Origin of the sequence: Pseudopedobacter sp. (assembly GCF_040392825.1) — a bacterium.
Lineage (GTDB): Bacteria > Bacteroidota > Bacteroidia > Sphingobacteriales > Sphingobacteriaceae > Pseudopedobacter.
Genome location: NZ_JBEBVH010000078.1, coordinates 1 through 15,620, shown reverse-complemented (window position 1 = coordinate 15,620; position 15,620 = coordinate 1). Strand labels below are relative to the sequence as shown.

Here is a 15,620-nt window from a genome sequence, read left to right as displayed (position 1 = left end):
TTGCAATATGGAAAATTGAAAAATAAGGATCAGATGGAACGAAAGACCAACGACCGTATTTTTTGGGATAATAAAGCATCTCTACAATTATCTAAAAGCTGGTATTTCTTTGGCTCTGTAAGTTTCGAGTCTCAGTTTGATGCCGGTTATACCTATTTCAAAAACAGCGAAGGTAATGAGGATAAAAAGATAATCTCCCAATTCATGGCTCCCGCTTATATTACAGAATCTCTGGGTTTTGAATATAAGCCCGAGAAATACTTCAGTTTACGTTTGGGTACAGGTACAGCCCGTCAAACCTTAATGTTAACCAATGATACTATGTTGTATAAAAACAACACGAAATATTTTGGTGTAGAACAAGGGAAAAAGTATAAAAATGAACTGGCATTTCAGATTGTAGCCAATCTGGATAAAGACATTGCGACAAATATGAATCTTAAAGCAAGATATTTGTTATTTGCTGCTTACGAAAGATTAAATAATATAGATCAGCGTTTGGATGTTACGCTTACGGCAAAAGTAAACAGAATGGTTAATGTAACCGTTAATGGTACGGCGTTATATGACGATGATTTTAGCGGCAAGATTCAGTCTATGCAATCTTTAGCTTTAGGCCTGGTCTATAAACTCCCCCGATAAAACGTAAAAATGCCCCACGTTCCGGGGCATTTTCTGCATAACACTAACTAACTAATTTTATTTCCTTGCAGATAGAAATAATACTTTATATTAATAAATGATTAATAATCAGGTTTTTATTTTCCTAAAAATACTTATTAAACTGTAAAACCAGAATAGTTTTAACAATCTTTAACAAGTAAAGAACCTTCTTTTAAACTAAGACGCTCATTTAATTTAATTGTTACAGAAAAATTTAAAATAAGTTCTATAAATAAGGTTACAGCCTTTCAATCAAAATGATAACTTTGTATTTGATAAAAAAATAAGATTAGCAGATGTTTGACAATCTACAGGAAAAGCTCGAAGGGGCGTTTAAGGTACTAAAAGGACAAGGAAGCATTACCGAGATTAACGTGGCAGAAACCATGAAAGAGATAAGAAAAGCTCTTTTAGATGCCGATGTTAATTATAAAACAGCTAAAACTTTTACGGATGAGGTTAAGCAAAAAGCCCTTGGACAGAATGTATTAACAGCAATCTCTCCGGGACAGTTGCTAACTAAAATCATGAATGATGAGCTTACCCTTTTAATGGGGGGAGCTGTTACCGAGTTAGATTTAAAACAAAATCCAACCATTATATTAATTGCTGGCTTAAACGGGGCAGGTAAAACGACTTTTACGGGCAAACTGGCCAGCTTTTTAAAAACGCAGAAAAATAAAAAACCTTTGCTGGTAGCTGGTGATGTTTACCGTCCGGCAGCGATTGACCAATTGGAGGTTCTTGCAGGCCAGGTAGATGCTGAGGTTTATACCAACAGAGAATCATCAGATCCGGTAGCAATTGCTTTAGAAGGTATAGCGTATGGTAAAAAGAATGGTAACAACGTTATTATTATCGATACCGCTGGTCGTCTGACTTTGGATGACGCGCTCATGGATGAAATTGCAGAGGTAAAAAAGGCAACCAACCCGCATGAGATACTCTTTGTTGTAGATTCTATGACCGGTCAGGATGCCGTTAATACTGCTAAAGCGTTTAACGACAGATTAGATTTTACCGGTGTTGTTTTGACCAAACTAGATGGCGACACACGGGGAGGTGCAGCTTTATCCATTAAATCTGTCGTAAATAAACCTATTAAGTTTGTAGGTACAGGAGAGAAAATGGATGCGCTGGATGTTTTCCATCCAGACAGGATGGCATCCCGTATTTTGGGAATGGGAGACGTTGTGTCTTTAGTAGAAAGAGCCCAACAGCAATTTGATGAGAAGAAAGCTGCCGAATTACAAAAGAAGATCAGAAAGAATAAGTTCGACTTTAACGATTTTCTGGGCCAGATTCAGCAGATCAAGAAAATGGGTAACATTAAAGATCTGATGGGAATGATTCCGGGAGTGGGTAAAATGATGAAAAATGTTGAAGTAGACGATAACGCATTTAAAGGAATTGAAGCGATTATTCACTCGATGACACCTTATGAACGCGAAAATCCAGATGTAATTAATCCGAGCCGAAGACAAAGAATAGCAAAAGGCTCTGGTACAGATATCACAGAAGTTAACAAATTGATTAAGCAATTTGAAGATATGAGAAAAGTAATGAAACAGTTCTCAGACCCATCAGCTATGGCAAAAATGCAAAGAATGATGAAGAATATGCCGGGTGGAGGAATGGGCAGATAATTTGAAAATTTAATTAATGATCAAGAGCCTCTCTGCACAATTTTCAGAGAGGTTGTTTATTTGCCACAAGAGTTTTTTTAATGGTAAGTTATCATTAGATTTTCAATCTGAGAAAAATTGAGAAAATGTGCTACATTTATGTTAAGATAAGTAACACTTTAAACTTACTCTGTTTATATTTACTTAGCATTTCTTATTAATTTAAGGCGAGATTGATTTGAATTCATTAAAAAATATTTTCGACAATGTTTTTAAAAGAAAGTCTACTGATGAGCATTCTTTCAGAATATTTGTAAATGCATATCAAGAGAAAGTCTTCCGCTTTATTTCATTATTTGTTAAGGATGAACTGGTTTGTGAAGAATTGGTCTCCGATGTGTTTTATACATTGTGGACAAAACGGGATGAGCTAGCGGATATCGATAACCTAGAAAGCTATGTCTTCATAACAGCAAAAAATAAAGCCTTCAATTTCCTCCGAAAAAATAAAATAGAACTAACGGACATCGATGAAGTAAATATTGATCTATTTCACAATACAGAGACTAACCCAGAGTCCATTTATATAGATCGGGAAACAATTGCTTCCTTGAACAAAGCTATAGAAGAACTTCCTAGTAAAACCAAATTAGCCTTTCTTTTAATTAGAGAGCAAGGCATGAAATATAAAGAAGCTGCTGATATTTTAGGAGTGTCTGTTAAAACTATTGAAAAGCAAGTGGCATTTGCAGTAGCCAGATTAAAGAAAGTATTACAAAAAGGCGATGGTTTATAGCGTTAAATAAAAAGATCTTTTTCTTTTTTAGTTTATGGGGGATTATTTTACGATGAGTGTCTTTAATCGCGTAAACTAAATCATTAAAAGTAGACATGAAAAAGATTGCTTTATTATTTTTTGCTATTCTCTTAGTTAATTCTACGATTCAAGCTCAAAAAGGAGAGGAAATTGCGTTATATACCAAGGTTCCAGGCGCCATAAATTCCGAAAATTATAAAGAACAAACAGAGACGGTTATAAATGTACATCCTGTACTATGGACAACTAGAATTTCAACACCAAACTTAATTTATTTTAAAGCTGCTGCTTTTTCTAAAACTAAAGCTGCCGTGATTATTTGTCCAGGGGGAGGCTATGGAGGCTTGGCTATTAGCCATGAAGGGTATGATATAGCGGAGAAATTTGCTGAAATAGGTATCTCTGCTTTTGTGTTAAAATATCGGTTACCAAGTGATGAGATCATGATGGATAAGAAAATTGGCCCATTACAGGATGCACAACAAGCTATAAAATATGTTCGTGAAAATGTATCTAAATATGGAATAGATCCCAATAAAATAGGAATTATGGGGTTCTCTGCGGGAGGCCATTTGGCATCTACTGCATCAACTCATTTCAATAAGAGCTATGTAGAAAATAAAAAGAATACAAGTTTGCGACCTGACTTTTCCATTTTGATGTATCCAGTAATTACTTTCGGGGAAAGTACACATATAGGCTCAAGAGAAAATCTCATTGGAAAAAATCCTCCTCAGGAACTAATTGATTTCTACTCTAATGAAAAGCAAGTAACAAAAGAAACCCCTATTACATTTATTATCCACTCTAATGATGATGATGTTGTGTCTATAGAAAATGCTTTCGATTATATAAGGGCACTAAATGCTTTTAGCGTAAAGAATGAAGCTCATATATATGCTGTTGGGGGACATGGTTATGGAATGGATTATAAAAGAGTAAATGATGTCTGGTTTGATAGGTTAATAAACTGGATGAAAAATAATGGTTTACTATAGTGCTAAAAAAGAAGATCCATTTCTCTTCGAAGATTAATTATGTCTTAAATATTGTTGAAAAGAACTGCTCATAAGTTTATAGGAAAATAAAATATCTTATGGGGGATTATTGTAAATCTAGTGTCTTTACTAGTGTAAGAAGCATAAGAAACATTATGGATATCAAACAAAAAGTATAACCGAACTCCCCAAAAAAATTAAGTAGTCTCATCGTTTTGCCAGATCTCAATATTTGGTGAATAGGGGATGCTATGTTTTAATAAAATGAAATTTTTTAATAAAGTTAACCAATAAAAAATGTAAACATGAAAAATCAATTATTACTAGTATGTATTTTGGTACTCTCCATTATGGGGTGTAAAAAATCAGACGATAATGGTGAAGCGTCTGTAGATTTAAAAATTGAAACCACGGCTATTGCTAATTTAACGGCAGTAAGCGTTAAAGCTGGAGGGGTAATCTCTGGCTCAGAACCTTTAAACGCAAGAGGTGTTTGTTGGGGTACTGAAAATAACCCTACGATAGAAGGAGGTAAATTTGTTGATGATATAGATGCTACTAAAGGAGAATATTCTGTTAAAATAAAAGGCTTAGACCCGGAAAAAATTTACTATATGAGGGCTTATGCAAAAACAAAATCGGGGAAAACAGTTTATGGGCAGGCAGTAGAAATTGCTACAAAAGCCTTAACTGCTTTAGCTGAATCTAATAGTTATTTAATAGGTTTTGATGATGCTGTAGTAATACCAATATCAAGAGCAAACAAAACCTCTCTGGGAACACAAATATCATCGACAGAAACTTTAACAGCAGAATTAGTGTGGATGGATAACTATGATGTCATTGATGATGTGAAAATTTTTGGCTCTGGCTCTTCTGCTAAAATTGTTGTTTCTGCAGGAAGTGTAAATGGAAATGCTGTGGTAGCTGTAAAGAATGCAAGTAATGAAATTAAATGGTCTTGGCATATTTGGGTAGTAGAAGATATAAAGACGATAGGATTGGTTACCCTACCTTCTGGAGCTAAAATTATGGACAGAAATTTAGGCGCAATTAACAAAACACCTGAAGATGCAGGAGCTATAGGTTTACAATATCAATTCGGTCGTAAAGATCCTTTTACGGCTTCTACTAGTTTTGGGACTCCAAGTGAGGTATTGTTAATTGACCTTGCGGGGACAAATCCGACCATTAAATTTGAGAATGGACCCAAGGCGCTTGCTTATTCAATAAAAAATCCTTTATCTTTTATTAAAAGTGCAGGTGTTGATTGGGAAGAAAATGGAAGTACACTATTTTGGACTAATGATTTAGGCACAAAAACTGTTTATGACCCTTGTCCTCTAGGCTATAAAGTTCCTGCAAAGGAAATTACAGAAGGTTTAGAAAAAACACATTTTAATACAGCTCAAAATGGAGGGTATCTATTTTTGTACAATAATCAAAATAATATTTTTCCATATACCGGTTATCGTGAAGGTAACGGAAATTTAGATGCTACCGCTTTTTCTGGTAATTTGTGGTTTAATAGTTCTTTGGAAGGATTTGCTTTTTTAACAACCTATCAAGACGGAGCAGTGCATCAAATAAACGGGTCTCCAAGAGTTAGAGCGATGTGTATACGCTGTATGCAGGAATAATTGAATTTTTGTAGATTAGTATTGTTATTTGGTGAAGCCTTTGGGGGATTTATTAAAAAAAGGTGTCTTTACCATAAGTAGTGAATTTATTAATTTTTATGGAAGAGCAGTTTTCTGAGTTAGTGTCAAAAATTCTTTCTGGTGAGGCTTCAGAGGAGGATAGAAAAGAATTTAGCCAAATTCTTTCTAACAATCCTGATTATAATTTAAAATATAATCAGTTGAAAGAATATTGGAACGCTGATGTTCGGCATAAAGTAATAAAGGACAGTGCGCAGGTTACAGATAAAATAATGGCTCGGATTAAAGATACAGAGGGTGTAATAAAAGAGAAAAAGAGCTCTTTAAAAATAGCTGTGGCTGCTGCTGTTATGTTTTTTATAACTACTTGTGTATTGTTATATCACGTTAACAAATCTTCTTCTGGCAATGTATATACTTATGCGGCGCAGGCTGTACCTGTTGAATACACTTTATCAGATGGTTCGAAAGTAACATTAAATAAAAATAGCTCTATTACGTTAGCTTCTGACTTTGGTGATAAATTTAGAGATGTAAAACTAGATGGAGAAGCTTATTTTGTTGTTTCAAAAGATAAGTCTCGGCCTTTTTCGGTCGAGACTAATGGAACCAGGACCAAAGTGTTGGGTACAAGTTTTAATGTAAAATCGAAAAATAACGAGGTAATAACAACTTTGGTCGAGGGGTCAATAATGTTTACATCAAATAATTTCGAAAAGGTTCTTAGTCCAAATGAGGAGTTGAGATACAATGTGGCCACTTCAAAATACGAAAAATACGTTTGTGATGTTCAATTGAATACAGCGTGGGTTTCAGGAAGATTTAATTATTCGGGGATTTCATTTGGAGCATTTGCCAATAAACTTGAGGCTATCTATGACAAGAAAATTCTTATAAAAGATAGTGAGTTAACTAACCATATTGTTTCTGCATCTTTTTTAGTAGAAGAACCAATAGAAGATATTCTTGATGCATTAAAAGGCGAACTGAAATTTAGCTATGTTGTCGACAGCGCTAATCAAATAAGAATCATGAGCAAATAAGTGTTCAACATATAAAAGCACCATATAAATAAACCTTAGAATTTCATTCAGATTTTAAGTTAAAACTAATCTAAATATTATTCGAATTGCGTTTTTACGCAAAAGGGAAGGCTATTGTCTAATATCTTCTAGATAACATTATGAAAAATAAAATATTAACCATGTCCTTAGTTCGTCACCTCATGTTGATGTATTGTTTTTTACATCTTTCTGGCTGTCGACAAATGGAACTTTTGTCTCCTTCAGCAGATAAAAGGCCAAATAAAGTAGCTCAAGGAGCACAGGAGAAATTTCTGTTATCAAATGATATGCGTATAGGAATTTATATGGCTCCGCCTTTTAGTTTCACTTCTTTAGGAAATTATCAGTGGATTAAAGATGCTAACGTAGATTTTATTCAAGACATTTCTATTCAACATATGGGCGCCAGTAAACTGGCCATGTTAGATATGGCGCAAAATGTGGGACTTAAAATGATTGTTGCCGACAACAGAATTAATGGTAGTGATGCGCAGATTACGGCTATGATGAATGACTATAATACACATCCAGCTGTTTTAGGATATTTCATTAAGGATGAGCCTACGCCATCTCAGCTTGCTGATGCTGCAACTAGGTATGGGAAGGTCTTAAATTACGATGGCACAAAAATACCTCATGTGAACTTATTTCCAAGTTATGCAACTGGTGCTTTGGGAAGCGTTGGTTACGAAACATATGTGAAACAATGGATAAACCTTGTTGGTGCTTCTCAGTTGAAGTATTTGTCAATAGACAATTATCCGTTTCTTTCCAATGGTACTTTTAGAGCAGTTGAATATTATCACGATTTGGATGTTATACGTAGAATGGGCCTGAAATATGGAATTAAAACATCTTCTTATCTGCAATCTGTAGGTGTACAAGGTGTTTTTAGAAGACCCAATACAGATGAACTTAGGTTTAGTGCCTATAGTAATCTAGCCTATGGCATAAAAATACCGGTTTGGTTTACATATTGGACACCAGAACATGAAACCGAGGTGTTTACTGATGGGATCATTGACCCAACCGGAGCGAAAACAAATCTGTATGACCCATTCCGGATCTTAAATGCAGAATTAAAAATGACAGGCAACCATTTGATGGATTTGAATGCAGTAGCCGTTTATCATACGGGGACAGCTATTCCTTCAGGAACCTCCAATGTACCTAATAATTTTTTGGTTAAACCAGTAGACAATAGCTTAGATTTTATAATTAGTCATTTCGTAAATCCTACAACTGCCCAGGAATACGTAATGATTGTGAATAAGTCGTTGACGACGGCTAAAAATGCTACGTTCCAAGCAAGTAACGTTGTTTCAAACGTCCAATGGGTGTCAAAGACAAATGGAAGTATTGTTGCTACAGACTTTAATCCCATAAATAAGCAATTTACATCTAATCTGTTGCCAGGAGAAGGAAGGTTATTTCCATTAACTATAGCTCAACCAGTGGGAACCGTATCTACACATTCAGGATCTGGAATCTCAGGTTTTGCTGACGGAGCAAAAACAACAGCAAAATTTAATTTCTTAACTAACACAAACATAGGAGTAGATAATGCAGGCAATGTATATGTGGCTGATATAGACAATCACTGTATTCGAAAAATCGATGTTAACGGCAATGTCTCCACTTTGGCCGGAAATCCAGGTATTACAGGTAATACTGATGGTGTAGGTTCAGGAGCATTATTTAATCATCCAACAGATCTAGTATTAGACAGTCAAGGTAACATCTATGTTGCAGATACGTGGAATTGGGCAGTGCGTAAAATTACGCCGAGCGGCGTTGTTACCACCGTATTAGGTTGGATTATTCCTTTCCCGCAAGGTATAACCCTTGATGAGGCTCAAGGAAAGCTATATTTAGTTAGTGCCCTACCTAGCGCTAGTAACGGCAAGTTATATGAACTAAGTCTAAGCGGAACATTGGTAACCAGAACCTTAGATAGAACTGTTACTGCGGGAGGAATTGTGCTGGATAAAAAAGGAGACTTGATTGTAGCAGATAATTTCAATTCGATCGTCTACCGTGTGAACAGATCCTCTTGGGAAACAGAAGTGATTGCGGGACAATCTGGAAGCCATGATCATGTAGATGGTGTAGGGACAAATGCAAGATTTTACCATCCTTGGGCTATAGACGTTGATCAGGACAACAATATTTATGTGGCAGGAGCGGGTAATCGCTTTGATGATCCTAATACATATGGGAAAGGAGCTAATATTCGAAAAATACATGCGAACACAAATAAGGTGACTACAGTTGCAGGGGATGCTGTTCAGGGATTTGTAGATGGGACAACCTTGGTGTCAAAATTTAATATTCCGTCCGGAGTTGCGGCCTACGAGAATATACTATACGTACTAGATCGAAATAACCTTCGTGTACGCAAAATAAGCTATTAACCATTTCTAATAGAATAAGGGCATTTATTGTATTAAATAATTTTTATGAAAAAAAGAATCAATAGTATAAAACGGAAGATCATCCAATTGGGCTTGTTTGTCTGTTTCTTGCTTGCGCAGCTAGTTGTTGTTCATGCGCAGGACGGAAGTTCAAAAGTGAGAAAGAGTATCCAATTGAATAATGTTACTGTTCAACAGCTTGTAGATCGGTTGGGAAAAGATTTCAAATATTCTTTTTTCATTTTAGATGATCAGGTAAGTAAAATGCGGGTTACGGTAAATAAAAATAGCGCAACCATTCATGAGATTTTGGAAGAAGCTTTTCGTTCAAAGGAAATAACCTACCAGATACAGACAAAAAATATAATCATATCAAAAAAGAAAGAAACGCAAACAAGCAGCTTCAATGAGCTTGAGAAATCGATACCGATAAAAGGACTGGTTGTTGATGCTAATAAACAACCAGTCATAGGAGCTATCATTGAGGTTAGGAATTCCAATCTGAAGGCAATTGCCGATGTAGACGGAAAGTTTAGCATAGAAGCACCAAGTAACGGCGAACTAATGGTGTCTTTTATGGGATATGGCATGCAGGTTGTCTCTCTTTCAGGAAAGTCTACCTATGAGATTGTACTTCAAGAGGATGTACACACTTTAGACGACGTGGTGGTGGTTGGGTATGGAACTCAAAAAAGGGCTAATCTTACAGGTTCTGTCTCTACTTTAAAAACAGAAAACTTAACTATTGCACCTATTACAAATGTTACCAATGCATTAACAGGGCAATTACCCGGACTTAGAACTAAACAAACTTCTGGAATTCCAGGGGCTGATGGTTCGCAATTAAGTATTAGAGGGTTTAGTAATCCTTTGGTTATTGTAGATGGGGTTGAAACTAATTTTGATAATATTGATGCTTCTCAAATAGAATCAATATCTATTCTAAAAGATGGTGCCGCCTCTGTTTATGGTGCAAGAGCGGGAAATGGGGTTATACTAGTGACTTTAAAAAGAGGAAAAGAAGGGAAAGTAACTGTTATAGCAAATGCCTCTCAGACGATGCAGAATTCTACAACATTGATTGCTACAGGAAGTTCTGGGCAAAGGGCAGAGTGGGATCGTGAAGCACATATAAATGCCGGATTACCCGCGTCACAAATTCCTTGGAAGTTATCAGATATTGAAGAATTTTATTCAGGTACGAACCCTAATTATTTAAATACAGACTGGTTCTCTGCAGCAATAAGACCTTGGGCTCCACAGCAAAATCACAATGTTTCTGTAAGTGGTGGAAGTGATAAAGTAAACTTTTATTCTTATGTAGGCTATAATAAACAAACAACTATTGCCAGAGAAGATGGAGGGGCATACGATCGTATAAATACGCAAATTAGTATGGATGCTAAATTAGCAGATAGGTTGTTGTTGTCCTCAAGTTTTAACTACATCGGTGAACTTAGAGATTTTACCTCTATGAATTTAGGACATTCCAATTTTTATAATTCCTTATATGAAAGTGATCCCAAATACCCTTTAACCTTACCAGACCCTACTATGCTATCTTATGCAGGGACTTCCACAGGAAATGCTGTTTTTGTTTCCAATAGAGGGTTGGCAGGTTATAGTAGAAATACTAATAAAAGCTTAAGGCTTAATTCTTCTTTAACTTATGATTTCAAAAACATTCAGGGGCTTAAGGCAAAAGCGTTTATAAACTATAATAGTGGTACTGGCTTTTCAAAAATATTTAGAAAGCAGCCAGATTTTTATTCTTACAGAGCGGCTACCGATGAGTATATTTTTGAAAGGAAGTCTGCTAACCCGACAATGCTTTATTTAGGCACCTCTAACTCAAGTGATATAACCCAACAATATTCATTTTCTTACGATAGAGTATTTGGTCATGATCATCGATTTTCAGGAATGATACTTCATGAAAGAATAGATTACAATAATGAAGGTTTTGATACGCAAAGAGGTAATTTAGCTTCGGAAGTAATAGATCAACTTTTTGTTGGTGACCCTAACACTGCCTCAAATAATGGATCTGCCTCTGAAATGGCTAGAAAAAGTTATGTTGGACGTTTCAATTATGGGTATAAGGATAAGTATTTAATTGAAGCCATATTTAGGGCAGACGCTTCTGCAAAATTTCCTAAAGAAGGACGATGGGGCTACTTTCCTAGCGTTTCGTTAGGTTGGGTATTGTCAAAAGAAAAGTTTCTGGCTAATTCGCGAAATGTAGACAATATAAAGCTAAGAGCAAGCGCAGGGCAGTCTGGAGATGATGGAATTGGTAATTACCAATATTACGCAGGATATTCTTACGATATGTCCTATATTTTGGGAGACGACATAAGACAAGGTCTTTATTTAACGGGTTTAGCAAACTCAAACCTTTCTTGGGAGAAATTAGGAATATATAATGTAGGTTTAGATTTTTCCCTTTTCAATAGAGGCATTTATGGTACGGCAGAAGCGTTCTACCGTCTAAGAGAAGGCATACCAGGATATAGAGTTAACTCTGTGCCATCAAGCTTTGGTGCGGCATTACCTCTGGAAAATATGAATAGTATAGATACCAGAGGGTTTGAGTTTGAACTAGGAACAAAGGGTAAAATCAATCAAGTGTCATATGATATTTCTGCAAATATATCTTGGGCTAGAAGCAAATGGGTAAAGTATGATGAGCCTGAATATGCAGATGCCGATATGAAAAGAATTAATGGAGTGCAAGGTAAATGGACAGATGAAAGATGGGGATATGTTTCGGATGGGTTATTTGAGTCTATGGATGAAATTAGAGATTTACCGTATACATATGTTGACTTGGGAGGAAATGACGGTATCCGTCCAGGTGACGTAAAATATGTTGATCTTAACGGAGATGGTAAACTTGATTGGAAAGATAGAATTGAAATAGGTAAAGGAACAGTTCCTAACTGGATGGCTGGTTTACTATTTAATGTTTCATATAAAAATTTTCATCTGAATAGTGTTTTTCAGGGAGCTTGGGGTTACACCACTTATATCGATTTAGAAACTGCTCCAACAACGCTTAAATATGATAATAGATGGACCAGTGAAAAAAATAATTCAGATGCACTGGTTCCAAGGCCAGGAAGTAAAAATGTAGCCAATTGGTGGTATTCAGACTATAGAAATCATAATACTACCTATTTAAGACTAAGAAGTCTCTCTTTAGGATATGAGTTTAATGAAAATATATTAAAGTCATTAAAAATGAGTAAACTAAGAGTTTACGCCGCAGGAAGTAATCTTTTTACAATAACAAATTTATCTAAGTTAGGTGTCGATCCCGAAGCACCGGAAGGAAGTGCGGCATATTACTATCCACAGCAAAGAACTGTCAGTTTAGGTGTAAGTTTAAATTATTAGTACAACAGTTAGGTATGAAAAAGATATATATAGCAATTGTTTTATTTGGGACTTTATTTAGTTCTTGTAAAGATGATTTATTGGATAAGGCTCCTCTTGATAGGTTTACAGACGCAGTAGTATGGAAAGATCCAGCATTAATAGATGCGTTTTTACTATCTCAGTATGCATATACTCCGGTAATGATAAACGATGCTACCACAGTATTTACAAGTTGGGATGGTTCCCCTTCAAATAGAGATCCGCGTAGTGGAAACCTGAGATATTGGTTTGGAAATAGTGCCCAAACATTTGGTACAGGATTATCTATAGAGATTAGTGATGAAGCCAAATATACTTCTGGAGCGTGGACAAATGTTTTAGCAGAGAAAATATTTGGTATATCTGCAGAGGGAGGTGTTATGGAATGGTGGGAAAACTCTTACTATACGATAAGAAATCTCAATGAATTTATAGAGAGAGTTCCCTCTTCGCCTTTAAGTGATAGAAAAAAAGCTATTAGAGTCGCTGAAGCTAGATTTTTGAGGGCATTCTGTTATTTTGCTATGGTTAAGCGATATGGCGGAGTTCCTTTGCTAACCACAGTTCCTCAGTTAGACTCTCCAGAAGAGCTATTGTATCCTAAACGAAATACAGAGCAAGAACTGTGGGACTTTATTATTAGTGAGACTAAAGAAATTTCTGAAATATTACCACCCGTTCAAGATGAATACGGTAGAGCAAATAAATGGGCAGCACTATCTTTACATGCCAGAGCCGCATTGTTTGCAGGAAGTATTGCAAAATACGGAACATTAAATGCCAATAAATTAACGGGATTACCATCAAATTTATCTCAATCTTATTTCCAAAAAGCATATGATGCCTCTAAGTCTATAATTGAAGATTCACCTTATAAACTGTATACTGATGACGTGAGAGGGAACGATTTAGAAGGAAGGGTGCAAAATTTCAAGAATATTTTTCTTAAGAAGAGAAATTCGGAAATTATTATGGCTAAACAGCATGGTGGAAAAAGTTTTGATCCGGGAGGTGGCACAAGTACATGGTCTTGGGATATTTGTCATGCGCCACGTCCGTCTGTATGGGGACAAGGGAATTATCAGGCTCCATATTTAGAATTAATAGAGGCTTTTGATTACATAGATGGTACTTCCGGAACTCTGGATAGAAACTATGTTCAATCAAGATTGTGGACTATGGATGAATTATGGAAAAATAGAGACCCTAGATTTTATGCTTCTATATGGACTAATGGAACGCCGTGGAGAGACGCTGTTGCAAGCAATTTTGGAAAAGATACAATAAACTTTCATCAAGGTTTAATTACCGAAGATGGCACATTGCTTACAAATTTTACAGCTTCTTACAAAGGCATGCCCGCAGTTGGTGACCAATCTTATTTTCATGCTTCTACGGGTATTGCGAATACTGGTTTTGGTATTATGAAGTATTTAGACCCTACTGCAAATAATATGATTTGGCTAATGGAATCTCGGACAGACTATGCAATATTCAGATTAGGTGAAACATATCTGAATTTTGCAGAAGCAGCGTATGAATTATCTAGAACTAATGATGCATTAATAGCAGTTAATGAAATCAGGTCTAGAGCGGGTGTGCAACAGTTATCTTCTATTACTATGGATAAAATTCGTAAAGAAAGACAAGTAGAATTAGCTTTTGAGAATCATAGGTATTGGGATTTAAGAAGATGGCGTGAGGCAGAAACAAAATTAAGTAGACCATTTAGTGGAATTCAATATGTTTTAGATTATAGCACAAAAAAATACAAGGTTTTAATACACGATAGGATTGATGGAGAAGTAGACCCGACGTTTCCTGTTAGAAATTATTATTTCCCAATAACAGTTGCCAGAAGAGGACAAAATAAAAATTTAGAAGAGAATCCAGATTATAATTAGAATAAAATGATGATACGTAAAATACAGTTATTAGTCTTTTTTTATTTATGCAGTATACTGTGTGTATTAGCAGCAAAAGAGAAGTTGAGTATTGTACCTTATCCCAATAAGGTGCAAATACTTGACGGGGTTTGTGATCTTTCTAAAGGGGTTAATGTTTTTGGTAACGAGTTGATTAAAAAGCAAACTTACTCTTCTTTAGAATATGATTTTGGGGTTTCGAAGAATAAAAAGGGCGTTAAGATATCTTATGATTTTTCTCCTGAGGTTAAAAACAAAGAAGGATATATTCTAAGGATAGATGATGACGCTATAAATATAAAAGCTTCAAGTAATGAAGGTCATTTTTATGCTTTACAAACATTAAAGCAATTGGTGTCTAATAAAAAACTACCTCAGGTAGAAATTATTGATGAACCAAGGTTTTCTTGGAGATCTTTTATGCTAGATGAAGCAAGGCATTTCCATGGAAAAAAAGTCGTTAAGAATTTATTGGATGAAATGGCGGCTTTAAAAATGAATACCTTTCATTGGCATTTAACAGATGATGCAGGATGGAGAATTGAGATCAAAAAATATCCTCTGCTAACCAAAATAGGAGCTAAAAGAGATAGCACACAAATAGAAGATCCAACGTTACAAGTTCCTGGAGAAACAGGAGATCCTGCATATGATGAGTTTCTTAGAAGATATCAAAGTAATAAATTCGACGGAAAACCTCATCAAGGACATTATACTCATGATGATATTAGAGAGATAGTTGCTTATGCCAGAGATAGAGGTATTCAAATAATACCGGAAATAAGTATGCCCGGACACGCTTCTGCAGCAATAGCAGCCTACCCTTGGCTGGGTGCGCTTGGTCAGGAAATAAAAGTACCTGTTCGTTTCGGAGTTATGGAAAATGCTTTTGATCCATCATCAAAAAAAACTATTCAATTTTTTAAAGATGTTCTTAAAGAAGTTAGCTCTCTTTTTCCCGCGCCATATATTCATATAGGAGGAGATGAAGTAAAGCATGACCAATGGAAAGCATCTCAAAATATCACTGGAT

At 35.6% G+C, this 15,620-nt stretch carries 10 protein-coding genes; all 10 read left to right on the top strand.

What is annotated here, in order from left to right; translation table 11 throughout:
• Positions 1-642, top strand: a 642-nt coding sequence (locus ABWO41_RS07610) for a DUF3078 domain-containing protein (RefSeq protein WP_353135889.1), incomplete at its 5' end; no start/stop codon positions are given.
• Positions 643-959: 317 nt separating this feature from the next.
• Positions 960-2,309: a signal recognition particle protein gene (ffh, locus tag ABWO41_RS07605; RefSeq protein ID WP_353135886.1), complete on the top strand. Its 1,350-nt coding sequence runs from the start codon at positions 960-962 to the stop codon at positions 2,307-2,309.
• A 217-nt stretch (positions 2,310-2,526) separates the two neighbouring features.
• Complete coding sequence (locus ABWO41_RS07600; protein WP_353135883.1) at positions 2,527-3,084, top strand: RNA polymerase sigma factor; 558 nt, start codon at positions 2,527-2,529, stop codon at positions 3,082-3,084.
• A 95-nt stretch (positions 3,085-3,179) separates the two neighbouring features.
• Positions 3,180-4,103 (top strand): alpha/beta hydrolase, encoded by a 924-nt coding sequence (locus ABWO41_RS07595; RefSeq protein ID WP_353135880.1) that lies wholly within the window; start codon positions 3,180-3,182, stop codon positions 4,101-4,103.
• Positions 4,104-4,408: 305 nt separating this feature from the next.
• Positions 4,409-5,743: a hypothetical protein gene (locus ABWO41_RS07590; protein ID WP_353135877.1), complete on the top strand. Its 1,335-nt coding sequence runs from the start codon at positions 4,409-4,411 to the stop codon at positions 5,741-5,743.
• A gap of 80 nt (positions 5,744-5,823) precedes the next feature.
• Positions 5,824-6,807 carry a FecR family protein gene (locus ABWO41_RS07585; RefSeq protein ID WP_353135874.1) on the top strand — a complete coding sequence of 328 codons (984 nt, stop codon included), beginning with the start codon at positions 5,824-5,826 and terminating at the stop codon, positions 6,805-6,807.
• Between the two features lie 140 nt (positions 6,808-6,947).
• On the top strand, positions 6,948-9,242 hold the full coding sequence (locus ABWO41_RS07580) for an NHL repeat-containing protein (protein WP_353135871.1): 2,295 nt from the start codon (positions 6,948-6,950) through the stop codon (positions 9,240-9,242).
• A 45-nt stretch (positions 9,243-9,287) separates the two neighbouring features.
• Positions 9,288-12,641 (top strand): SusC/RagA family TonB-linked outer membrane protein, encoded by a 3,354-nt coding sequence (locus ABWO41_RS07575; protein WP_353135868.1) that lies wholly within the window; start codon positions 9,288-9,290, stop codon positions 12,639-12,641.
• 14 nt (positions 12,642-12,655) lie between these two features.
• On the top strand, positions 12,656-14,566 hold the full coding sequence (locus ABWO41_RS07570; RefSeq protein ID WP_353135865.1) for a RagB/SusD family nutrient uptake outer membrane protein: 1,911 nt from the start codon (positions 12,656-12,658) through the stop codon (positions 14,564-14,566).
• A gap of 6 nt (positions 14,567-14,572) precedes the next feature.
• A partial coding sequence (locus tag ABWO41_RS07565; RefSeq protein WP_353135862.1) for a beta-N-acetylhexosaminidase occupies positions 14,573-15,620 on the top strand: 1,048 nt, incomplete at its 3' end.